The organism is Streptomyces sp. NPDC029296, assembly GCF_055569255.1.
Window position 1 is genome coordinate 58898 of sequence record NZ_JBVHXT010000007.1, and the last position, 22979, is coordinate 81876.

21 protein-coding genes are annotated in these 22979 nt (G+C 72.4%); 15 read left to right on the forward strand and 6 right to left on the reverse strand.

The features are described 5' to 3' along the window. Window positions 1-654: 654 nt before the first annotated feature. From ACZ4W9_RS08145 to ACZ4W9_RS08165, 5 genes are all read left to right on the forward strand, one after another. Entirely contained in the window at window positions 655-4638 is a 3984-nt protein-coding gene (locus ACZ4W9_RS08145; RefSeq protein WP_467934196.1) for a SpoIIE family protein phosphatase, read from the forward strand. Continuing rightward, window positions 4635-4946: an STAS domain-containing protein gene (locus tag ACZ4W9_RS08150; protein WP_467934026.1), complete on the forward strand. Its 312-nt coding sequence runs from the start codon at window positions 4635-4637 to the stop codon at window positions 4944-4946. The genes ACZ4W9_RS08145 and ACZ4W9_RS08150 overlap by 4 nt, the downstream gene beginning before the upstream one ends. A 64-nt stretch (window positions 4947-5010) precedes the next feature. Continuing rightward, window positions 5011-5415, forward strand: a complete 405-nt coding sequence (locus ACZ4W9_RS08155; protein ID WP_467934027.1) for an STAS domain-containing protein — start codon at window positions 5011-5013, stop codon at window positions 5413-5415. 453 nt (window positions 5416-5868) lie between these two features. Next, on the forward strand, window positions 5869-8076 hold the full coding sequence (locus ACZ4W9_RS08160; protein WP_467934029.1) for a SpoIIE family protein phosphatase: 2208 nt from the start codon (window positions 5869-5871) through the stop codon (window positions 8074-8076). A 392-nt stretch (window positions 8077-8468) separates the two neighbouring features. Then, the gene (locus ACZ4W9_RS08165) at window positions 8469-9797 is read left to right on the forward strand and encodes a lipocalin-like domain-containing protein (protein WP_467934030.1); all 1329 of its coding nucleotides are present in this window, start codon (window positions 8469-8471) and stop codon (window positions 9795-9797) included. Between the two features lie 20 nt (window positions 9798-9817). Here the strand turns inward: ACZ4W9_RS08165 and ACZ4W9_RS08170 are convergent, their stop codons facing one another. After that, complete coding sequence (locus ACZ4W9_RS08170) at window positions 9818-10195, reverse strand: SgcJ/EcaC family oxidoreductase (RefSeq protein ID WP_467934031.1); 378 nt, start codon at window positions 10193-10195, stop codon at window positions 9818-9820. A gap of 244 nt (window positions 10196-10439) precedes the next feature. On the opposite strand from ACZ4W9_RS08170, the gene ACZ4W9_RS08175 reads away from it, so the two are divergent. Together ACZ4W9_RS08175 and ACZ4W9_RS08180 are read left to right on the forward strand one after the other, a co-directional pair. Beyond that, window positions 10440-11033 (forward strand): TetR/AcrR family transcriptional regulator, encoded by a 594-nt coding sequence (locus ACZ4W9_RS08175; RefSeq protein ID WP_467934033.1) that lies wholly within the window; start codon window positions 10440-10442, stop codon window positions 11031-11033. Window positions 11034-11166: 133 nt separating this feature from the next. Then, a complete protein-coding gene (locus ACZ4W9_RS08180) occupies window positions 11167-11874 on the forward strand; it encodes a nitroreductase (RefSeq protein WP_467934034.1) in 708 nt (235 codons plus the stop codon). A 16-nt stretch (window positions 11875-11890) separates the two neighbouring features. Here ACZ4W9_RS08180 and ACZ4W9_RS08185 read toward each other — a convergent pair whose 3' ends face one another. Further along, on the reverse strand, window positions 11891-13519 hold the full coding sequence (locus ACZ4W9_RS08185) for an alkaline phosphatase D family protein (RefSeq protein WP_467934036.1): 1629 nt from the start codon (window positions 13517-13519) through the stop codon (window positions 11891-11893). A 142-nt stretch (window positions 13520-13661) separates the two neighbouring features. Between ACZ4W9_RS08185 and ppk2 the strand changes: the two genes are divergently transcribed. After that, window positions 13662-14657 (forward strand): polyphosphate kinase 2, encoded by a 996-nt coding sequence (gene ppk2 / locus ACZ4W9_RS08190; RefSeq protein WP_467934037.1) that lies wholly within the window; start codon window positions 13662-13664, stop codon window positions 14655-14657. A 150-nt stretch (window positions 14658-14807) separates the two neighbouring features. Beyond that, a complete protein-coding gene (locus ACZ4W9_RS08195; protein WP_467934039.1) occupies window positions 14808-15317 on the forward strand; it encodes a P-loop nucleotide/nucleoside kinase family protein in 510 nt (169 codons plus the stop codon). Here ACZ4W9_RS08195 and ACZ4W9_RS08200 read toward each other — a convergent pair whose 3' ends face one another. The 3 genes from ACZ4W9_RS08200 to ACZ4W9_RS08210 all read right to left on the reverse strand — a co-directional run bounded on the left by ACZ4W9_RS08200 (window position 15318) and on the right by ACZ4W9_RS08210 (window position 16813). Next, on the reverse strand, window positions 15318-15794 hold the full coding sequence (locus tag ACZ4W9_RS08200; protein ID WP_467934040.1) for an MSMEG_6728 family protein: 477 nt from the start codon (window positions 15792-15794) through the stop codon (window positions 15318-15320). It abuts the gene before it with no gap. A gap of 115 nt (window positions 15795-15909) precedes the next feature. Beyond that, on the reverse strand, window positions 15910-16362 hold the full coding sequence (locus ACZ4W9_RS08205; RefSeq protein ID WP_467934042.1) for a hypothetical protein: 453 nt from the start codon (window positions 16360-16362) through the stop codon (window positions 15910-15912). 169 nt (window positions 16363-16531) lie between these two features. Beyond that, the gene (locus ACZ4W9_RS08210) at window positions 16532-16813 is read right to left on the reverse strand and encodes a hypothetical protein (protein ID WP_467934044.1); all 282 of its coding nucleotides are present in this window, start codon (window positions 16811-16813) and stop codon (window positions 16532-16534) included. A 268-nt stretch (window positions 16814-17081) separates the two neighbouring features. Here ACZ4W9_RS08210 and ACZ4W9_RS08215 point away from each other — a divergent pair, with 268 nt between their 5' ends. The 6 genes from ACZ4W9_RS08215 to ACZ4W9_RS08240 all read left to right on the forward strand — a co-directional run bounded on the left by ACZ4W9_RS08215 (window position 17082) and on the right by ACZ4W9_RS08240 (window position 21834). Then, entirely contained in the window at window positions 17082-17876 is a 795-nt protein-coding gene (locus ACZ4W9_RS08215; protein WP_467934045.1) for a helix-turn-helix domain-containing protein, read from the forward strand. A gap of 162 nt (window positions 17877-18038) precedes the next feature. Then, the gene (locus tag ACZ4W9_RS08220) at window positions 18039-19769 is read left to right on the forward strand and encodes an Ig-like domain repeat protein (protein ID WP_467934046.1); all 1731 of its coding nucleotides are present in this window, start codon (window positions 18039-18041) and stop codon (window positions 19767-19769) included. A 76-nt stretch (window positions 19770-19845) separates the two neighbouring features. Beyond that, a complete protein-coding gene (locus tag ACZ4W9_RS08225; RefSeq protein WP_467934048.1) occupies window positions 19846-20256 on the forward strand; it encodes a DUF1622 domain-containing protein in 411 nt (136 codons plus the stop codon). Further along, entirely contained in the window at window positions 20253-20570 is a 318-nt protein-coding gene (locus ACZ4W9_RS08230; RefSeq protein WP_467934049.1) for a hypothetical protein, read from the forward strand. Before ACZ4W9_RS08225 ends, ACZ4W9_RS08230 begins: the two co-directional genes overlap by 4 nt. Before the next feature lie 218 nt (window positions 20571-20788). Continuing rightward, window positions 20789-21346, forward strand: coding sequence for an HdeD family acid-resistance protein (locus ACZ4W9_RS08235; protein WP_467934050.1), 558 nt, complete (start codon window positions 20789-20791; stop codon window positions 21344-21346). Window positions 21347-21585: 239 nt separating this feature from the next. Continuing rightward, a complete protein-coding gene (locus tag ACZ4W9_RS08240) occupies window positions 21586-21834 on the forward strand; it encodes an XRE family transcriptional regulator (RefSeq protein WP_467934052.1) in 249 nt (82 codons plus the stop codon). Between the two features lie 324 nt (window positions 21835-22158). Here ACZ4W9_RS08240 and ACZ4W9_RS08245 read toward each other — a convergent pair whose 3' ends face one another. Then, entirely contained in the window at window positions 22159-22806 is a 648-nt protein-coding gene (locus ACZ4W9_RS08245) for a carbonic anhydrase (RefSeq protein ID WP_467934053.1), read from the reverse strand. Window positions 22807-22979 lie beyond the last annotated feature (173 nt).

Sequence of the window (22979 nt, forward strand, 5' to 3'; positions counted from 1 at the left end):
ACAGCCGTCCGCGGCTTTTTCCCGGTCCGTCGGTGAGCGGGGCGCCGGCGGGGCGGTAGCGGCGGGCGCGGACGGCCTCCGGCGCGGCCGAGGAGCGGCATCATCGCCTGCACGGATGAGTGTCACCACGCTCGATCGAGCGCGATATCCCTCCTGGTCGGGTCGCCGTTCGGTGCCACCCGTGGCGGCACCGGCCCGCACCCCCTGGATTATCCTGTGAGGCCGTGGCCACCCGCCCAGGAGCCCCGGACCTGTCGTGGTGCATCATGTGTCCGGCGCTTCGGGAGGCGGGCGCCCGGCCCGGGAGGATCCGCCACTCGTGCGGGCGCGGGCGTGGTGAACGTCGGCATCGGACGGTGATTCCGGGGCATACAGGCATGGGTGTACGCGGTCGTGGGGACGATCGCGAGGGTGTTCGGCTGGAGTCATGGCCACAGCGGTGGGCCTGCGTGAGGGGAAGGGTGTCGCGTGGCACGTTCCGACGGGATTGAACACGTGCCGTCGACAGCGGCTGGCGACGTGTTCGCGGCCGATCGCGAGATCGGCGGGGACCTGGCCGAGGTGGACTGGGCCTCGACGCCCCTCGGGCCGCCCCAGGGCTGGCCGCAGAGCCTGCGCACCACGGTCAGCATCCTCCTGTCCTCCCGGTTCCCCATGTGGATGGCATGGGGCGAGCGGCTGACCTTCTTCTGCAACGCGGCCTACCGGCGCGACACGCTCGGCCGCAAGTACCCCTGGGCGCTCGGGCGCCCCGCGAACGAGGTATGGGCGGAGATCTGGGACGACATCGGACCGCGCGTCGACGCCGTCCTCCGCACCGGTGAGGCCACCTGGGACGAGGGGCTGTTGCTGTTCCTGGAGCGCTCCGGCTACAGCGAGGAGACGTACCACACGTTCTCCTACAGCCCTTTGCGGGACGACACGGGCGACGTGGTGGGCATGCTGTGCGTGGTCAGCGAGGACACCGACCGGGTGATCGGGGAACGGCGGATGTCCACGCTGCGGGACCTCGGCTCGGATCCGAGCGTGATCCGGACCGAACAGGAGGTGCTGGCCTTCGCCGACCGGCAACTGGCCCGCAACAGGCGAGACCTCCCCTTCACCCTGACCTACCTGTTCGACGGCGACACCGCCCGGCTGGCCGGTGCGACCGGCGTCCCCGAAGGGCACCCGGCCGCTCCCCCCGTCCTCCCGGCCGGCGGCCCGGACCGTCCGTGGCCGGTCGCGGACCTGCTCAGGGGTGAAACGGCCCTGGTGCCGCTCGCCGGTGGAACCTTCACCGGCCTGCCCGCCGGCGACTGGCCGGAACCGCCCACGCAGGCGCTCGTGGTCCCGTTGCTCCAGCAGGGCAGCGTGCCGTACGGCTTCCTCGTGGCCGGCCTCAACCGGTACCGCGCCCTGGACCAGGGGTACCAGGGCTTCATCGAGCTGACCGCGGGACACATCGCGTCCGGCATCGGCAGTGCCCGCAGCTACGAGGCGCAGCAACGCCGGGCCGAGGAACTGGCGGAGCTGGACCGCGCCAAGACGGCGTTCTTCTCCAACATCAGCCACGAGTTCCGCACCCCGCTCACCCTGATCATGGGACCGGTCGAGGAACTGAGGACCAGGCTCGGTGAGGCCGACGAGCAGGCGCGACAGGAACTCGACCTCATCCGTCGCAACAGCCTGCGCCTGGGCAAGCTGGTCAACACGCTGCTGGACTTCTCCCGCATCGAGGCCGGGCGGATGCAGGCCCGTTACGAACCGGTCGACCTGGCCTTGGTGACCGCGGAACTGGCCAGCGTCTTCCGCTCGGCCGTCGAGAAGGCCCGACTCGCCTTCGACGTCGACTGCCCGGCCCTGGACGAGCCGGTGTACATCGATCGCGGCATGTGGGAGAAGGTCGTCCTCAACCTGCTCAGCAACGCCCTGAAGTTCACCTTCGACGGTGCCATCCGGGTGAGCGTGCGCCGGGACGGCGCGCATGCGGTGGTCACCGTTTCCGACAGCGGCATCGGTGTGCCGGAGGCGGAGATGCCGCGCCTGTTCGAGCGGTTCCACCGCATCGAGAACGCCCGCTCCCGGTCGAACGAGGGCAGCGGCATCGGCCTCGCTCTCGTCCGGGAGCTGGTCGGTCTGCACGGCGGTGTGATCACGGCCGAGAGCACCGAGGGCGTGGGCACCACGTTCACCGTCGAAGTGCCGTTCGGCACCGCTCATCTCCCCGCCGAGTCCGTGGTCGACGCGGCGGGCAGTCCGGTGGCCTCCGCCACCGCCGACCCCTACGTCCAGGAAGCCCTGCGCTGGCTGCCGGGCGGCGACATGGGCGCCGCGGCCGGGAGCCCCGTGGCCGAGACCGAGGTGGACGCCGCGCCGGCCGCTGACGGAGGCACCGTCAGCGCCCGGGTGCTGGTGGCCGACGACAACGCCGACATGCGGGAGTACCTCACCCGCATCCTGGTCACGGCGGGATACGAGGTCACCACCGTCACCGACGGTGTCGAAGCGCTCCACTCCGTCCGCCGCGACTCACCGGACCTCGTCGTCAGCGACGTGATGATGCCCCGGCTCGACGGACTCGGACTGGTGGCGCGGCTGCGCGGTGACGCGCGTACGGCCTCGGTGCCCGTCCTGCTGCTGTCCGCCCGGGCCGGACAGGAGGCGTCCATCGAGGGGTTGCGGGCGGGCGCGGACGACTACCTGGTCAAGCCGTTCGCCGCTGCCGAGTTGCTGGCCCGGGTCCGCGCGAACATAGAGCTGGCCCGGCTGCGCGGTCATCACCTGCGCTGGCGGACGGCGCTCGTCGACTCGCTTCAGGAGGCGTTCTTCGTCTGCGACGAGTCGGGAGCCGTGGTGGAGATCAACACCGCGTTCACCGACATCCTCGGCTACGGCCCCGAAGACCTCCCGTACACCCCGGTCCACCCGTGGTGGCCGGACCCGGCCACCGACCCCGAGGCGCACCGGCAGGTGGAGGAGGCGTTCACCGGGCTGCTGCGCAACGGGCAGGGCACGTACACGATTCCCGTCACCCACCGGGACGGGCACCGGCTGTGGGTGGCCGTCACCTACAACGCGGCCCAGGATCCCGACACCGGACGCCAGGTGACCGTCGGCACCTTCCGGGACGTCACCGCGGAGCACTACGCCATCCAGCGCGAGAGCGCCCTGGCCGCGCTGAGCACGTCCCTGTCCAAGGCCGCGAGCCTGCCCGAGGCCCTGTCCGGCGCCCTGACCGTGCTGAAGTCCCTGTGGCGTGCGCGGAGCGTGGACGCCGCCGTCTTCGGACGCGGTGACCTCCCGGACCTCACGGCCACGGAAGCGGACCTGAGCTGGGCGGACCTCCCCCGGGAGCGTCAAGACGCACTCGTCGCGCTGCCCCACGGGTCACCGCTCACCCCGGTGGCGCGGGACACCGGCGCCGGCGTCCTGCTGGAACACCCCGACGGCCCGCTGGCCCTGTGGATCGACCTGGGCGAGTACCGGCCGTTCACCCCGGAGGACCAGCTGCTGCTGTCCCTGCTGGCCGGGCACCTCGCGCAGGGCCTGGTCCGGGCCCACCAGATCGACCAGCAGCGGGAAACCGCGATCGCGCTGCAACGCGCCATTCTGGGTCCGGCCCGGCTTCCCGACGGCTTCGCCGTCCGCTACGAGCCCGCCACCCGCCCGCTGGAGGTGGGCGGCGACTGGTACGACACCGTCGCCCTGCCGGACGGGCGGATCGGCATCGTCGTCGGCGACTGCGTCGGCCGGGGTCTGGAGGCGGCCAGCGTCATGGGGCAGTTGCGCAGTGCCTGCCGGGCGCTGATGCTGCAGGACTCCAGCCCGTCCCGGACGCTGATGGCCCTCGACCAGTTCGCCGCGAGCGTGCCGGGCGCCCTGTGCACCACCGTGTTCTGCGGTGTCCTGGACCCTGGCAGCGGGGAGCTCACCTACTCCAGTGCCGGACATCCGCCCGGCATCATCGCGCACCCCGACGGCGGCACCGCACTGCTGGAGGAGGGACGTTCGCTGCCTCTCGCCGTACGGCCGGGCAGGCAGCGGCCGGAAGCCGCGTGCACCCTCCCTCCGCGCGCCACGCTGCTGCTGTACACGGACGGTCTCGTCGAACGCCGCCGTCGCCCGCTCAGCAGCGGGATAGTCGAGGCGAGCGAGGCCGTGCAGGCGGGCCGCGACGTACCCGTCGACGACCTCGCCAGCGAAGTGATGTCGCGACTCGCGCCGGTCGGCGGCTACGACGACGACGTGGCGTTGCTCCTCTACCGTCATCCGGCGCCGCTGGAGATGTCGTTTCCCGCCGAGTCGGCCCAGCTCGCACCCGTGCGCAAGGCGCTGCGCAGCTGGCTCGACCAGTGCGACCTCCCTTCCCACGCGATCCAGAACGTTCTCGTGGCCGCCGGGGAGGCGTGCGCCAACGCGATCGAGCACGGGCACCGGCACTCCCCGGGGGAGGTCGTGCGGCTGCGCGCCGAGGCACTCGTCGACAACCTGCGTCTGACGGTCGCCGACAGTGGCCGGTGGAAGACCCCCCAGCCCGAGCTCAACGCCCACCGGGGACGCGGGGTGGCCCTCATGCGGGCCATGATGCAGCGGGTGACCATCACCCCCGGGCCCTCGGGCACCACCGTCGACATGCAGATGAGGATCGCCTCATGACCACGCCTCTCACCCTCACTCCCGGCCGGGGCCCGGACGGCACCGCGCGCCTCGCGGTCAGCGGCGAGATCGACATGAGCAATGCCGGCTCCCTGGCCGAGGCGCTGGACGGCGGTTCCGGCCCGCTCGTGCTGGACCTGACGAAGGTGGAGTACCTCGACAGCGCCGGGCTGAGCGTGCTCTTCGCCCACGCCGACCGGCTACAGCTCATCGTCACGCCGCTGCTCGAACCCGTCCTCACCGTCTCGGGCCTCGACGGCCTGGCCACGGTGCGGGGCCCCGGCCCGGACGACGGGCCCGCGGCGTGAGCGGTGACACGTCGAACCCGCGGCTCCGCCCGCGTCCAGTGACCGAGCCCTCCGCCCAGGAGTGATGACCAACGTGACCGACACCCTTCACGTGACCGTCCAGTACACCGGCGACCGCGTCGCCGTCCTCACCGTCGTGGGCGACGTGGACCTGCACACGGCGTCCACGCTGCGCGAACGAGCCGTGGCCGTCGTGGGAGAAGGAGTCCCGCACCTCGTCCTGGACCTGGCCCAGGTCGACTTCGTCGACTCCACCGGCCTCAGCGCCCTCATCAGCCTCCTGCACACAGCGCAGAAGGCGGACGGATCCGTCCGGCTGGCGGCGGTACCGGACCGCCTCGTCCGCATGGTCACCATGACCGGCATATCCCAACTGCTGCCTGTTCATGCCACGGTGGCCGACGCACTGGCCGCCCAGGCCGCGGACGACACGGCCCGGCGCGCCGGCGACATCGGCACGGTCCGCTGACGCCGCCGCGCACACCGGGACGGGCCCGCTGAGCCGGCAGGGCACTGACAGTCGTCTCCTCGGGTGACCGCCCGGATTCCGGCCGACCGGGCCCGCCGCTGACGCGAGCCGGCGTGTCATCGCCTTCGCGCCCGTCGTGGCCGCCGTGCCCGCCGCGTCTGCGGCACGGCGCGTCACCCTGGGCCTGTACCGAACGCCGACCGTCGGCAAGGCGATCGGCAACTCGGTGCCAGGCGGGGGAGCGGCAGCCTGCTCCTGTGGCGCATGAGGCACAGGGGGCCGGAACGGGCATCCGTTCGTTTCGGGAGGCTTGCGCCGGGCCATCCCGGAGAATACGACCCTGATGAGACATCGACTGATGTCATACGAGACGATGATCTGCCTGGCATCGGCGGCAGGCGGCTTGGCGAGGGTGGCGAGATGGCAGTGGGGTGTGAACGGCCGAAGAGGAAGGTGACCCGTTCCCAGCCGGCGCGCGACACGGACGAGGACCTGTCCTTGTTGTTCGGCACGTCGACCGCGCTGTTCGCGTCCATGGCCGGACCGGCTCATGTGCTGGAGGCGGCGAACCCGGCCTTCTTCGAGGCGATCGGAGGCGGGCGGCGCGAACGCACCGGCGTCCCGCTGGCCGAGCTCATGCCCGAGCTGACCGCCCAGGGATACATCGCCCTGCTGGACCAGGTGTACCGGACGGGCGGGCGGCACGTCGGCCGTGACGCCCGTGTCCTCATCGGCATGGCCGACGGAGCGCGCGAGGCCTACTTCGACTTCACCTACGAGGCCCGCCACGACGCCAACGGCAAGGTCATCGGCGTACGGATGATCGGAGTGGAGACCACCCAGGTCAGACACGCCCGGCGGCTGGCCGCCGAGCAACGCGCGCTGCTCGAGCAGATCGCCCGCCGGGCGCCGCTGACGGACGTCCTGGACGGCATGTGCAGGACGATCGAGGAACTCTCCCCCGACGTGCTCGTCTCCGTACTGCTGGCCGACGAGGAGGGCCGGCACCTGCACCACGGCGCGGCTCCCAGCCTGCCCGGCTTCTACAACCAGGCCATCGACGGCATCGCCATAGGCGAAGGCGTCGGCTCGTGCGGCACCGCCGCGCACCGGCGCCGGAACGTGAGCGTCAGCGACATCGCCACCGACCCCCTGTGGACCGACTTCCGTGACCTCGCCCGGCGGGCCGGGCTCGCCGCCTGCTGGTCGACACCGATCCTCAACCGGGACGGCCGGTTGCTGGGCACCTTCGCCATGTACCACCGGGTTCCGCGCACCCCTCAGGACGCCGACCTGGCGCTGACCCGTGTCTTCGCGGACACGGCAGCCCTCGCCATCGAGCGTCACCGCGTGGAACAGGCCCGGCTGGCGGCCGACGCACGGGAGAAGGCGGCCCGCGACGACCTGGCGTTCCTGCTGGCCGCCAGCACCGCCCTGGCCGGCCGGCTGGACGAGAAGCAAACGCTCCACCGGCTGGCCGCTCTGGCCGGCTCCGCCCTGGCGCCGCTGGCCGCGGTCGACATCCTGGAGACCGGACGCGTGCACCGGGTGGCGACCGCCGCGCCGGCCGAGGAGGCACGGAGCCTGCTGGCCTCCCACCGCCCCGCGCGCGACGCCGAGGACGACCCCGTCGCGCGCGTCCTGGCCTCCGGCCTGACCGAAGTGGCCCACCGCCCCCCGACCGGTCCGGGCCCCTGGGACGCCCTCGGCGTCACCGGCTACGTCTGCGTCCCCCTCCTGGACCGCGGGCGGCCGTTCGGCGCGCTGACCCTGCTCTCCACCGGCGGGCACCGCTTCGACGGCCACCGGGTCGCCCTCGCGGAGGAACTCGCCCGGCGCGCCGCCTCGGCCGCCCGCAACGCACGCCAGTACGCCCAGCGCGCCGCGCTCGCCCGTGACCTGCAGACGGGCCTCCTGCTGCCCGACCTGCCCGAGGTCCCCGGAGCGCAGCTCGCGGCGTTCTACCACCCGGCCGGCGAAGGGCTCGAGATCGGCGGCGACTTCTACGACGTCTTCGCCCGCGGCGACGGAAGCTGGTCCTTCGTCCTCGGCGACGTCTGCGGACGCGGGGCCATGGCCGCCACCACGACCGCGCTGGTCCGCCACACCGCCCGAGCCGTCGCCCCGCTCCTCCACGACCCCGTCGACGTCGTCAAGGCCGTCGACAAGGCCCTGAACGACCGGTACGCCCAGGCGAACAACGGCTTCGTGACCCTCGTCTACGGCCACCTCACGCTGGCCGCCGACGGCCTCGCCGTCCAGCTCGTCCGGGCCGGCCACACACTGCCCCTGCTGCTGGACGGCGACCACGTGGTGGACACGGTCGACGCCTCCGGGGGGCTGCTCGGCATCAACATCCCGCCCAGGCTCGCCGCCCGCCACCTCACCCTCCGCCCCGGGGAGAGCCTGTTCCTCTACACCGACGGTCTCACCGAGTGCCGGACCGACGGAAGCGAACAATACGGCGACGCACGCCTGGCCAAGGCCCTGGCCTCCGTGCCGAGACGGCCGACCGCGGCGAAGATCGTCGAAACGGTGGCCGAGGACGTCCGCGCCTTCGTGAATGACAGACACGTGGAGGACGACCAGGCCGCATTGGTCATCACCGCCGACGAACCGGCGCCGTGCCGGAACCCCCCGAACGACGGCATACGGCCCTGACACCTCCGGCCCGCCCCGGCCACGCCGACAGCCCGGGTGTGCGCGGGTCCGGGAGGCCGCCCGACGGCCCGGCCTCGCGGCGGCGCGGCAGCCCTGCCGCCCGGTCCACCACGCGCAGCGCGTTCTCGGAGCGGCCCTTGCCCGGAACGATCCCGGCCACCGGGCGTATCGTCGCCGATCGGCTGGATGCACCCGTCGCGCCACCACCGCCGCGACCAGCCGCAGCGGCTCCCGCAGGGACGTGCCGGCGGACAGCGGCGGCAGCGCGTACACCCCGAGCGACGTCCGAGATGCGTCTTTCTCCCGGAGGTCGTTCACTGGGCGGACCGCCTCCTGACGACGGCGGGACAGACCTCGCCAGGCGGACACCGGTGAGCGGAAAGGCTTCTGCCATGGACGAAGGGTGTACGCCCTCCCGCCGCGCGTTCCTGCGCACCACCGCCGCGGCCGGGCTGGGCACCGCGGCTTGCGGTCTCGCGGTCTCCGCGTGCGCCGGACCGGCCCGGCGGGCGGAAGCGGCCCCGGCCGGCCGCGGCCCGTCCACGCCGGCGACCCCTCCAAGCGGGGGCCGGACGTCCAACGATTACGGTCACACCGACGCCGACTACACCCGGACGGGCCTGCGGCGCGACGTGATCCGGCAGTGGGAGGACGGCTTCCGCACCGACGCCCACAACGACGACCCGAACGTCTTCGAGTGGTGGTATTCCGACTTCACGGGAGACGACGGCACGGTCGTCTCCTTCACCCTGAGCACCCGGCTCGACGACGGCTTCGTCCCCGAGCCCGGTGAGGCCGGGCGCGCACCCAAGGCCGCCGTCACCGTCACCGACCCCGACGGCACCAGCCACGGCGGTGTCCACCGCTACGGGTGGCAGGAATTCACCAGCGCCGAGAACCGCTGCGCCGTACGCCTGGGCCCCTTCACCTTCACCGGCGACCTGAAGACCTACCGCATGCGGGGCCGGTCGGGTGACGTGGGCGTCGACCTGACGCTGACCAGCACGGTGCGCCCCTTCCGGCCGGGCACCGGCGTCATCTACTTCGGCGACACCGGCCACTCCTTCGGCTGGCTGTGCGCGGTGCCCTCCGGAACCGCCACCGGGACGGTCACCGTGAACGGCCGCACCCGGCGCTTCACCGGCCACGGCTACCACGACCACAACTGGGGCGACCGCCCCTTCCCGTACGGCGTCGAGCACTGGCGCTGGGGCCGCGGCAGCGTCGGCCCGTACGCCGTGATCGGCGCGGACCTGCACCTGCGCGAGGAGTACGGCGCGGGCACCGTCCCCGTCTTCCTCGTCGACGACACCCGGTCCGGCAAACGCCTTGTCGGCGCCTACGACCCGAGGACGGTGACCGCCCACGAATCCGCCCCGGAACCGCACCCCGACGCGGACTACCCCCGGAACTACTACAGCAAGGTCCGCTGGTCCTACCACCGCGGCGGCGACAGGGCCGGTTTCACGTTCACCGACACCGACCAGCTGATCGTGTCCCGGCATCACCTCCCCCACCCCACCCAGGCCCAGAAAACCGCTCTGACCAGGCTCGGAATCGACGAGATCTGGTACACCCGCTACGCCACCACCAACGACCTCACCCTGGACCCGGCCGGCGCGCACGCCTCGGGGAACGGGACGGGAACCCTTGAAGCGGCCCAGTTCGGCCTGGGCGGCGCGCCCGCCAAGGACGGCCACACCCGCCCACCGCCCGCATAGACACCGGAGCGGACGGGGCGTCACACGGTCTGCGGGTCGACGGCCATGTTCTGGCCGGCCGCGATGTACCAGCCGTCCGCCTGCTTCGCGATCACGTACAGCGTCGCTCCCCGCGGGCCGTCGACGGGGCTGCCGGTGCGGTCGGTGGGCGTCTGCACCACATTCACCGCGATCACGTCGTGGGCTATCTCCAGCAGCTTGACCACGTCGTACCGGGCGAAGGAGTCGCCGAGGAAGCTCTTCATCGCCACGGCGCTGAACTCGGTGATCTCTTCCCTGCCGTCAAGGCGCCTGCCCCTCGCGTTGGTCCAAGAGGCGTGTTCGGCGAACCGCTCGCCCAGCGCGATCGGGTCCTTCTCGTTGAAGGCTCTCTCCAGGCCCTTCACCACACCTGTCACCGCGGCCCGGACCTCCGGTGAAACCGTTCCCACTACAAGAATGTCGCTCGTCATGACGGCGTCCTCTCCGAATCGCTCAAGTGGCGGCTGCGATCACTGCCGCCACTCACCCAACAACCTCAACCAAGATCGAGGTCAAGAGCGGCGGACGTGCGGACCGGGTTGACCGGATGCTGCCTCCGTTTTACGCTCGGCCCATACGGATGCAGCATCCGTTTCATCGCGTCGTGGAACGGGAGTACGAATGAGTGGCGGGCAGCAGGGGCGCAAGCCGCGTGCGGACGTCATGCGCAACCGGGCCGCGCTCCTCGAGGCGGCGCAGCGCCACTTCCTGAAATACGGGGTGGGAACGTCGCTGGAAGCGGTCGCCAAGGAGGCCGGAGTCGGGCCCGCGACGCTGTACCGGCACTTCCCGACCCGGGAGGCGCTGCTGGCCGCGGTGCTGCAGACGCGCTCGGACGAACTGATGGCCCGCCGGGCGGAGATCGCCGGGATCGACGACGCGGCCGAAGGGCTGCGGCAGTGGCTGCGGGCCTTGGAGGAGTACTTCAGCGCGTTCAGCGGGCTGCCGGAACCGCTCATGGTCGCGGCCAGGGCGCAGGAGCCGGACAACCCCCTGACCCTGCCCTGCGACATGCTCATCGCCACGACGGACGAGTACGTGGCGGCCGCCCGGCGCGCGGGACGCGCACGGCCTTCGGTGACGGGGTTCGACCTGTTCCTCGCCGCCTGTTCCGTCGCCTGGCTGATGGGCACCGGCTCTGCCGACGAGGAGTCGCTCGGCCGTCTGCGCGACCTCATCGAAAGCGGCTACCGCCGGCCCGGCGACGCGGAGTAGGCCACCGAGTCGCCGACCGCGCCACCTCTCCTCGGAGGAGTGACGCACCCCGCGGGAGCGGCTACGACCCCTACGACGCCGGCGTGCCGGCCGACTCCTGGCGCGGCAGCCGCTGACCACCGAAGGAGCTTCCTTGCCCAGCACCGCCTCACTCTTCACCGACCTCGCGCGGACCAGGCACTCCCCGCGGCGGTTCCTCCCCGCCCCGCTGTCTGCCGCGGACATCCGCGGTGTGCTGGAAGACGCCCAGACCGCCCCCTCGAACAGCAACACCCAGCCCTGGAACGTCCACATCGTCTCCGGCGCGGCCCGGGACACCCTGAGCGAGGAACTGCTCCAGGCGTACGAGGAGGACCGGGCCGCCCCCGACTTCCCCTTCGACTACGGACAGGGCGTCCACCGCGACCGGTCGCACGAGCACGCCGCCCTCGTCTACGGCAGGTGGGGAGTGGCGCGCTCGGACCACGAGGGCCGGAAGGAGGTCATCCGCGAGAACCTACGCTTCTACGGGGCACCCCACGTCGCCCTCCTCTTCATACCGGTCCTCGGCGACGGGGTACGGGCAGCCGGCGACGTCGGCATGTACGCCCAGAACTTCCTGCTCTCGCTCACCGCCCGCGGCCACCGCGGCATACCGCAGGCCATACTCGGCCTCTACGCCGACACCGTCCGCCGGACCCTCGGCGTCCACGACGACCTCAAGCTGCTGTTCGGCATCGCGTTCGGCACCGGCGACCGGACATCACCGATGTACGACATCAACATCGGACGCGTCCCGCTGCGACAGAGCGTGGTCCTGCACGACACCCCCGGCGTCCTCGATGAACACTTCGTGCCGTAGGCCGCCGGGCGCTGCACTACCCGGCGGTCAGGACGGTCTCGTGCACGGTCCGCAATATCTCGTCGGTGCCGGTGCGCTCCAAGCGCAGATGGGCCGAACGGCCGCGCAGGGTGAGGGTCATGAGCTGGTTGCCGAACCACGGCCCGCCCTGCTTGCGCCACCTCACCGGCGGGCGGGGGCAGCGGCCGTGCCGGGCCAGCAGCCGCCCCAGGAGGCGGGCCGGGGCGCTCCAGCCGAAGCGGAAACCGATCCGCATCGTCAGGGGCACGGAGTTGTGCACGGGCGAGCAGGTGAGCTGGACGACCGGGATGCCGGGGCCGCCGGACGGCCAGGAGGCGCGCGCGACGTAGCCGTGGTGCACGTCCCCGGACAGCACGCACACGCTCGCCGGGGCGCCCGGCGCGGATCCGGCTTCGCCGATGAGGCCGGCGAGATCGGCGAAGGAGCGCGGGAAGGCCGCCCAGTGCTCCAGATCGGCGCCACGGCGCAGCCACTCGCCGAAGCGGGCCCAGCGGTCCCCGCGTTCCCCGGCGCACAGGGCCGCGTCCCAGCCCTCGGCGTCGTGCACCAGGTGCGGGAGCAGCCAGGGCAGGGAAGTGCCGATCAGAAGGTGGTCGTACGCCCCCTCGTCGGCCAGGACCTGCTCGCGCAGCCAGTCGGCCTCGCCCGGGTCGAGCATGGCGCGCCGGTCCTCGTCCAGCACGCGTGCGGCCCGGGAGTCGACCATCACCACCCGGACCCGGCCGAAGTCGCGCCGGTAACTGAAGCGGACCGAGGGGGGATCGGCGTCGGCCCGTTCGGCGAGGGCGCGCAACGCGTGCGTGCCGTCGGGTGCGTTGCGCACGGCGGCCCAGGCCGGGTCGTCGGCCAGTTCGGCGGGGGAGAGGTTGCCCAGGTGCTGGTGGACCCAGTAGGACATCAGGCCGCTCAGCAGCCGCTGCTGCCACCAGTCGGTGGAGCGCATGTCGGCGAGCCAGGCGGCGGAGGTGTTCCAGTCGTCCACGATGTCGTGGTCGTCGAAGATCATGAAGCTGGGCACGGTGGACAGCAGCCAGCGGATCTCCGGGTCGAGCCAGGATTCGTAGTAGAGGTGGCAGTACTCCTCGTAGTCGGCGACCTGGCTGCCGGGCGCCTTGTCGAGGTCGCGGCGACCGGCCAGCAGGCGCCGGGTCTCCTCGGAGACCTCGTCGGCGTAGACCTGGTCTCCCAGGAGCAGCAGGACGTCCGGGCGCCGCGCGTCGGGGTCGGCCGCCAGCCGCTTGGCGAGGGTGTCGAGCGCGTCGGGGCCGACCGGGTCCTTGCCGTCGGCCGGGGGCGCGGCCCAGCGGCACGACCCGAAGGTGACCCGGAGGGCGTCGCCGGCGCCGGGGGACCGGATGACCGAGGGCGGGAAGCGGGAGTCGGGCAGGGGCCACACCGGCGCGTCGTCCAGGAACACCTCGTACGACGGCGAGGTGCCCGGCCGGAGCCCGGTCACCGTGACGAGGGCGTAGTGGTGCCCGGCCACCCGGAAGGTGGGGGCCGTGCCGCCCGCGCCGTCCGAGCAGCGCACGCGCGCCGTGCAGGGCACGTCCGTCTCGACCCACACGGTCGCGCACGAGCCGTCGGTGTACCTCAGCAGTGGTCCCAGGCGCAGTTCGGCCATGTGATCGCCTTTCTGACTCGCACCGTACGGAAAGGAACGACCGTAGCGACGGTACAGGTGTCTGGGACCCGTTCGGGTGGGCACGTGGGAGAAGACCGGGGCCGGCCGTCCCCGGTGAGTGGCGAGGCGGAGAGGCGGTGTCGTGACCGAGCACGAGCAGGCGACCCAGACCCAGGAGACCCACGGCACGGCGCGTGAGGACGACCTGCTGCGGGGGCTCGAGGTGGACGACCGGCAGCCGGAGCGGCCGGTGCTCCTTGACTCCGGCGGCCGGCCGATCGAGACCTGGCGGGAGAACCACCCCTACGACCACAGGATCGGCCGGCGCGACTACGAGCAGGCCAAGCGCATCCTGCAGATCGAGCTGCTGAAGTTCCAGCGCTGGGTGAAGGACACCGGCCAGCGGGTCGTCGTGGTCTGCGAGGGACGGGACGCGGCGGGCAAGGGCGGCACGATCAAGCGCTTCACCGAGCGGCTCAACCCTCGCGGGGCGCGGGTGGTGGCGCTGGAGAAGCCGACCGAGCGGGAGGCGGGTCAGTGGTACTTCCAGCGCTACGTGGCCCACCTGCCGGCTCGCGGCGAGATCGTCTTCTTCGACCGTTCCTGGTACAACCGCGCGGGCGTCGAGCGGGTCATGGGGTTCTGCACGCAGGACGAGTACCGGCAGTTCCTCCGGCAGGCCCCGATGTTCGAGCGCCTGCTCACCGACGACGGCATCCTGCTGGTCAAGTTCTGGTTCTCGGTGTCCCAGGCCGAGCAGCGCACCCGGTTCGCGATCCGCCAGGTCGATCCGGTGCGCCGGTGGAAGCTCTCCCCGACGGACCTCGCCTCCCTCGACCGCTGGGACGACTACACCACGGCCAAGGTCGACATGTTCCGGGCCACCGACACGCCGCACGCGCCCTGGACGGTCGTGAAGAACAACGACAAACGGCGGGGCCGGCTGGAGGCGATGCGCAGTCTCCTCGACCGTTTCGACTACCCGGCCAAGGACCACGAGGCGGTCGGCACCCCCGACCCGCTCATCGTCGGCGCGGCGGAGACCCTGCTGGAACCGGGCGAGGAACCCACGGCCCTGTCGCCGACACCACTGGCCGGACCGGGCGGCGAGCCCGGCAACCACCCGAACCCCCGGTGACGGGCCGGCGGCGTCCGCGCGGCGTCGAGGACCGGACGCGTCCGGCGGTGTCCGGCCGGCCGCGACGGCCCGGAACGCCGACCGGTCCGGCACCGGCTCTCCCGCGGCGCCCCCCGCCACGCGTGCGTGCCGTTCCGGCAGGATGAACACATGCTCATCGTGATCGGCGGACTGCCCGGCACGGGCAAGACCACCCTGGCCCGGCTGCCGGCCGCGCGCGTCGGCGCGGTCCACCTGCGCGTCGACACCATCGAACAGGCCGTCGTCCGCTCCGGCCTGGCCCGGCACCCCGTCGGTCCGGCCGGCTACGTCATCGGATATGCCTTGGCCGGTGAACATCTCCGGCAAGGACTGGCCGTGATCGCGGAATCCGTGAACCCCCTCGCTGTCACCCGTGACAGCCGGCGGAGCGTCGGGGTCCGGGCGGCCGTTCCCGTCGCCGAAGGGGAAGTCGTCTGCTCGGACCCGGACGAGCACCGCAACCGCGTGACCACACGAGCGACCGACATCCCGGACCTGCCACTGCCCGATGGGCAGCAGGTCCTCGGCCGCGATCACGAACGGTGGAACCGGGAGCACATCGTCGTCGACACGGCCGGACAGGACCCGCGGCAGTCGCTTGCCGTGCTCCTCCGCCGTCTCGCCGCCACGGGCTCGTGATCAGGTGGCGGTGGCCTCCCGGTCGGAGGACGGCCATACGTAGGGCAGGTCGTCGGGAACGCCGGGGAACACGTCCGCGTAGGTCTCGCGGTCCTTGCGGACGAGCGCGGACTGATGGCTGCGGTGGAACGCGGCGTCCCCGAGCCACGGCGGCAGTTCCCCGGCACCGGCGAGCGCGGCCTGGTCGCGCACGGGGGCGCCCGGATGGCTTCCGGCGTAGCCGGCGACGAGTGACGCGGCGCAACTGTCCTGGTGTCCCTGCTCCCGCCACACCCGGCAGATCTCCAGCCCGTAACGGACCAGGGCCTCCTCGTACCCGCTCCACATCCGTACGGCCGGGTGCCTGCGCCAGCCGTAGCCGGGCACGGTCAGCCCGCGCAGGACCTGGAGCGCCTCGACCCGCTGCTTGCCCAGGCGCCGGCGGTCCAGGAGCAGGGCGGAACGCCGGAAGTCGGAGTCGGGCAGGAACGTCTGCATGGGTGCCGTCCTGGTGGGGGTGCGGAGTGGGACTTCGCTTCAGTGGTGCCGGTGCCGGCGAGCATGGCGGAGGGCCTCCCGAGCCGGTGGCGCGCCTTGAGCGCCGGAACACGGGTCAGCCCTCGGCGACTGGTGGACGCGCGCCGTGGCCGGGGTGCCCCGGGGTACGGCGGGCCTCCTTCATCTCCGCCTCGTACAGGTGCCTGCGGCCCTGGGCGAGTTCCCTCACCGCGCCGTGCTCCACCTCCTGGAAGGGCCGGTAGTACGTGTCGTCGTAGGCTTCGACGATCTGGAACGTCCAATGGCCCGGGATGACGTCGCGGCCCAGGATCTCGGTCTCCACCCTGTCCGCCCACTCCGTGTGCCCGGCCTCGCGCAGCAGCCGTACCGCCCGGTCCAGCTCCAGGTCGGCCCCGCCGGTGAGCTGGTGGAAGCTGTACAGATGGCCGCGGGCGCGCTCGGTGGTCTCCAGCGCCTTCGACAGCGATCCGAGGGCCTCGACGGTCCGGTCGCCGACGCCTGCGGGGCGGCGGTGCCCGTCGTCCGGTGTGTCCCGGTGGTCGTTCATGGTCCTCCTCGGACGCTGGGGATGGTCGCCGTACCCGTCCTCCTTCCCGTTCCGTCGCGGCGGCGGGTGCCCCCGTCGGCCGAACGGGTCAGGCGCGCTCCGCGGCGGGCGGTCGCCGGCTGCCGGTGGCCTCCTCGTGCGAGCGGAGGCCACCGGCGGCGCTACCTTCTCAGCGGTTGGTCCACAGGTTCCACTTCCAGGGCCACATGGAGCCCTCGGCGCACTGGTAGCGGTCCCAGTGCCCGCGCTCGATGCCCTGCTGGCCGGCCGTCTGGCACCCGCCCAGGGTCATGTACTTGCCGCGGTGGATGTCGAGGCTGTCGGCCGCCCGGGCAGCCGTCACGTGGTGGGCCGCCGTGCCGGGGACCGCGACGGCGGGCGCCGCCGAAGCCAGCCCGAGCCCGACCACCACGATCGCTCCGAGGGTGGACAGTGTGGTGCGTACACGCATGATGAAGATCCTTCCGGTAGGGGTTCGAAGTCGGCCGCCGCGGCATCCGCCGGCACGGCCACGACCACCGGCACGCTCACCCTCGGGGGTGATCTGCTCGGCCGGTATGCCGAGTTTGCGCAGGAAGGCGCACCTTCACAACCAGATCCCGGTTGCTTCGGCGATGTCGGGATAAATACAGTCCTGACCTGCTGGGACACGCCTGTCCCGGGACACGGGTCAGTCGGCGGGACGCTGTTGCTCCCGCCCTGCAGAAAGGCCCCGATCGATGACCGGCCAACGACCGGACCAGGGCGCGGCAGCACGGAGGCTGGGGGACGCGCTGCGGAGCCTGCAGCAGCGATCGGGCCGCACGCTCCGCAGCCTGGAGACCCAGGTCCGTATCAGCGACTCGTCCCTCTCCCGCTACTTCCGCGGGGAAACCGTGCCCGCCTGGGGCGTGGTCAGGGACCTGTGCCAGGCGTTGGGCGCGGACCCCGCCGAGTACCGCGCGCTGTGGGAAGCAGCCGATCCCCACCGCCCCGACGCGCCGGCCGGCACCCCCACCGCCGATGCCGCCGGTCCGTCTTCCCTCTCCCGCCCCACCCGGTGGCGTCGGCTGCGCGGACCTCTCTCCAGCCGTGGTGCCATCGCCGCGGTCGCCGCCACGGGAGGCGCACTCGTGGCGGGGCTGGTGCTCCTGCTCCTCTTGCGCGGCGCCTCCGATGCCGCGCAGGGCACCAAGGGCGGCGCGGGTGAAAGCGGCGGTGCCGGGGTTCTCGTCCACAACGTCGAGAAGAAATGCCAGAAACCCCACACGCACGAATGCGCCCTGTCCCTGGCCTACGACCCCTACCGCCCCTACGTGACCTCGAACTCCGCCGACCGTGTCTGGCACCACGACCTGCTCCAGGCCCGCTGCACCATCGCCAACGGCGTCACCGTCACCGACGAGAACCACGCACACACCAGCATCTGGATCCAGGTCGCACGGCACGGAAAACACCTCTGGCTGCCCGGGATCCGCGTTCAGCCCGACCATCTGAACCAGCTCACCGCCGTCCTGCCCACCTGCCCCCCGTAGGCACCGGTCAGCCCGCCGAAGGACTTCACCGTCGTGCCGTGTCCCGCGGGCCCCGGTCGGGCGCGCCCCCTTGCCGATCTGATCTTCACGCCTGTTTCATGGCGTTCACAGGCGTCTCACCGATACCGGTGAGGTGCTCGATACAGCCTGTGGGGGGCACAGTTGAATACAGCACACCGCTCCAGACGTGCCGCGACCGCACTGCTCACCGCCGTGCTCGCCGGCACCGGACTGACCGTCGCCACCGCGCCCGCGGCCCACGCGGCGGCCTCCGACGCCGTGGCCAAGCTGCCGATCTCGTCGTACTCGGGCCTGGCCGTCGACTCCGTGCACGAGCGCGTCTATGTCGCCGACCAGCGCGACACCAACTCCGACGGCACCGTGGTGGTCTACGACTTCAAGGGCCAGAAGATCACCACGCTCCAGCACCAGTACGCGGTTTCCGGTGTGGCGCTCAGCGAGGACGCCTCGACGCTGTACGTGGGCGAGCGCTCCCGCGTCGTCGGCTACGACACCGGCACGCTCCAGCAGAACGGCGTGTACGGAGCCGCCTACGACACCTGCGGCCGCCAGGTCGCCTTCGCCGGGGGCAGGGTGTGGAGCACGCACGCCTACGTCTACCAGAACTACCAGTGCGCCACGGCCTCCACGGCCCTGGACATGTTCGCCGACGGCACGGTCAACCCGACCGGCTGGAACGACGTCGGCCGGCTCCAACTGGCCCCGGGTGCCCGCGCGGGGAACCGTCTCCTGATGGGCCAGCCCAAGGAGAGCGGTGCCGCGAACCCCTTCCTCGCCTCGTTCGACGTCAGCGGCGCCACCCCGGTGCGGGACGCCTCCCGGCGGTTCGCGGACGGCGACGGCAAGGGCGCCCTCGACCTGAGGGACATGGCGGCGAGCGCGGACGGCACCGAGGTCGCCGTGGCCGACGCCACCGCCGGCACCCGGCTGCTGAACGCCGGCGACCTGTCCGACGCGCCCGGCCAGTACCAGGCCCTGCCCACCGGGGCGTCGTCCACCGCGGTCGCCTTCAGCGGCGACGGCACGTACATCGCCCGGGGCGCCCAGGCCGCCGGCAGCACACCCGACCTGCTCGTGCAGAGCGCCGACCCGGACGACGGCACACCGCCGCTGGAGTTCGCCTTCCAGGGCAGTCTCGACGGCGACGGCGTCGCCCCGCGCGGCCTGGCCTGGTCCCAGGACGGCTCCCGGCTGTTCGCGGTCACCCGGGGCGGCACCGGCCAGGAGTACTGGCTGCACGTCATCCAGCCCCCGGCGGTGCAGTACGACACCCGCTTCACCGGCGGCCTCACCCACAGTCCCGCCGGCGCCGTCGCGGGCGAGCCGCTGTCGGTGCGCGGCCGGCTGGAGTGGGACGGGCCCGCCCCCGCCGAGCCGCTGAAGGCGACCGCCGTGCGCGAGGACGCGAAGGGCACGCACCAACTGGGCACCGCCACCGTCAAGGAGGACGGTACCTTCACCGTCCTGGACGAGCCCGACCTGGTCGGCGAGGCCACGTACAGGGTGTCGTTCCTCGGTGACCTGACCCACCGCCCCGCCACCGACGTCACCCACACCGTGACGGTCGGCAAGGCGCCCGCCTCGATCACGCTGACCGGGCCGCAAGAGGCCACGATGAGCGGGGGCGTCCACCTCACCGGCACCTTCACCGCACAGGGCAAGGCGCTGCCCGAACGGGCCACGCTCACCGTGAGGCGCACGGACCGGCTCGGCACCGGCACCCTGTCATCGGTGACCGTCGCCGCCGACGGCACCTTCACCGTCGACGACCTGCCGCGCACCCGGCGCGAGGCGACCTACACCGTCAGCTGGCCGGGTGACGACCTGCACACGAGCGCGACGGCGTCGGCCACGGTGTACGTCCGGCGCTGAGACCGCCGCCCGGGTATGGGGTGAAGACCTCGGGAAATGGGCGTCGCCGGCTGCGCCCGGGGGTACCGGCACCCGCATGACCTTGTCGGTGGAAGTGCTGCCCGAGTCGGCCCTGCGCGAGGTGATCGGTCTGCTGGTCAGGCTGATCGAGTCCGCCGGCGCCCTGATCATCTTCATCGGCGGCGTGTGGGCGTTCGTCCAGTTCGTACGAGCGGGCACGCGAGGACGCGGCAAGGTGGCGGGGTTTAACCGGATCAGGCTGAGCCTGGGCCGCTTCCTCGTGCTGGGCCTGGAGTTCCAGCTCGCCGGTGACGTGCTGCGCACGGCGGTCGCGCCGAGCTTCACGGAGATCGGCCAGCTGGCGGCCATCGCGGCCATCCGGACCGCGCTGAACTACTTCCTCGGCCGGGAGATCGCTCAGGAGAGGGCCGAACTCGAACGAGGAGAGGCGGCGCCCTCGCACGGCGCCAAGGACCTGCCGGGATGAACGCGTGGCCACAGACGGCGGCTGTGCTGATCACCGCCCTCGGCCTCGCCGCCGCGGCAGCGGCCTGGCGCCTGACGCGCACCGTGCGAGGGGCCCTGGCCGTGCTGCTGGATTTCCTGACCGCCGCCGGCCTGCTGCGACTGGCCGGCGAGCCGTCATGGGACAGCGTCCTCCTGGCGGCAGCGGTGATCGCACTGCGCAAGCTCCTCGGCGCCTCCCTCGCTCTGTCCCGGCCGCATCACCCCGCGCCCGGGGCTCATCCGCCCTGGCGAGCACGGCGACGGCCTGACGGGGGTGACGCAGGCCGGCGTTGACCGAGCCCGGGCCGGCATCGTGCTCCAGCACCGGCTCCAGGTCGACGGCGCCCGCGTCCACCTCCGGCCGACGACCAGGACGGCACCCCGGCCAGGCGGACGATGCCGTACGCCGCGGTGCCTTCGTGGCGCCGCGCCTCCCCCCGCCGTAGGCCGATAAGCCGGAGAACCCGGGGTAGGAGGGGCGAATCGGTTCGGTCGAGCGAAGGGACGAGCGAGTGCGTCGACAGCTGATGTGGATGCTGGTACTGCGGGGCGCGGCGGCCTTGTCGTTCGGGCTCGTGGCGCTGGTGTGGCCGGGCGTGACGGTACTGGCACTGGCTCTGCTGTTCGGCGTGTACGCGCTCGTCGACGGGCTGGCGCTGCTGGCGAGTTCCGTCCGCGAGGAAGGCGGCACAGCGCACCGGCTGGCGCACGCGGCCGGCGGTGTCCTGGGCATCGTGGCCGGGGTGATCACCATCGCCTGGCCCGGCGTGACCGCGCTGGCGCTGATCACCCTGGTGGGCGCGTGGGCGGTGATCACCGGCATCACGGAGATCTGGGCGGCGGTGCACTTCCGCCGGGAACTGCATCACGAGTGGCTCTTGTTCCTGGCCGGCGCCGCCTCCGTGGTCGCCGGGGCGCTGATCTGGGCTCGGCCGGACATGGGGGCGGTCACGCTCGCACAGGTCATCGGCCTCTACGCGCTGGTCTCGGGCGCGTTGGCACTCGGCACCGCCTGGCGGCTGTACGGCATCGCCACCGCGCGCCCGGCCCGCCACGCCCGGCACGCGTGACGCTTTTGGAGGCGCCGGCCCGCCCAGGCCGACGCGCGGCCGCCTGATCGCCTTCGTGGCCCCTTGCCAGGATTCCGGCCGTCCCGGTTCCGGCACCGGTATGTCGCCGGGATTGCGACTCATGCCACACCGCAGACCGGGCATACGTGACGCATGAGTCCGGGCAGCCGGCCGGCGCGGGGCGGCGTCCAAGGCCGTGTGCGACCGGACCGGCTGGAGGAGCCAGAGGAAGGTGGACCATGGAACTGGCCGAATTGCTCGCGCACGCGCTGCGCCGGCAGCGCCTGAGTGCCGAGGCGATCGCCTACGCCACCGGAATCCGCGTCCCGCGCGTCAAGGCGTTCGTCGAGGACGGAGCCGAAGGCCCGATCCGCCCGACGCGGGCAGAACTCACGGAACTGGCCCAAGCGCTGTCGCTGCCGCTGCCGGAGGTGCTGGCGGCGAGCCGGGGACGCCGGGCCGTGGTTCACGCGGGCCACCCGGTGTGAGGCATCCGCCAGGCACAAGGCCGGCGGCATCACCATGCGGATCGTCGTCCGGGCCATCCCGGATGCCGTCTGCGTACGCCCACGCGCCGCGCCGACGGCCGTCCTGATCGCCGTCGCCTGCCGGGAGGGCGAACCCGGTCGTGCTCCCGCAGGCCCGACCGGCCCGGACCTGTTGTCCCGCTGGTGGCCTTCGGCGGGCCGGGAGGCGGCGCGGTCCTCGTCGTGAACGCGCGGCCTGCCGGTTTCCGCTTGGTACGACCACCAGCGGCGTGCGGAGTCCGCAGCCGCTGGTGGTGCCGATGGGCGGTTCGGCCGGGTGGGTGATCAGCCGGCGTGCGCGGTGGACGCGGTCGCGCCGGGGACGCCGTGCGCGGTGACGAGGCGGGCGCTGCCTTCGGCGAGACGGTAGGCGAGGCCGACGACGCCGGTGTGGCCGGCGGCGACCTGGTCGGCCAGGACACGGGAGCGGTCCAGGAGCAGATCGACGGTGTGCTCGATGTGGGTGTCGATGAGGTGGCTGTCCTCGGTGAGGCCGGCCGCGCGGGCGGCGAGCACGCTGGGGGTGACGCGCTCGACGACGTCGCGGACGTATCCGGTCGCCGACGCACCGTCCTCGATGGCGGCGCGGGCCGCCGCGACGGCGCCGCACGAGTCGTGCCCGAGGACCACGACGAGGCGGCAGTCCAGCACGCTGGTGCCGTACTCGATGCTGCCGAGCACCTCCGGACCCAGGACGTGACCGGCGGTGCGCACCACGAACAGGTCCCCCAGGCCCTGGTCGAAGATGATCTCGGCGGCCAGCCTGGAGTCGGAGCATCCCAACAGGACCGCGAAGGGCTTCTGGGCCGGGGCGAGTTCGGCCCGCCGCGCGGCGTCCTGGTTGGGGTGCCGCGGGGTTCCGGAAACGAAGCGCTGGTTTCCGTCGAGCAGGGCGTCGAGTGCCTGAGCAGGAGAGACAGGGATGGATGCCATGAGGGCAGCGTACGAGGCGGGCCGCCGGGCCGCGCCCCCGGGGTGCGCAACAGCGCCGTCCCGCTCTCCACTGGCCGATACGCCGCAATGTTTCGGTGCCCTCATCGAATGATGCAGAGGGGTTGACGGACCCCAGGGGCTCTCTACGATCCTTAACGTCCGATCAGCCGAAG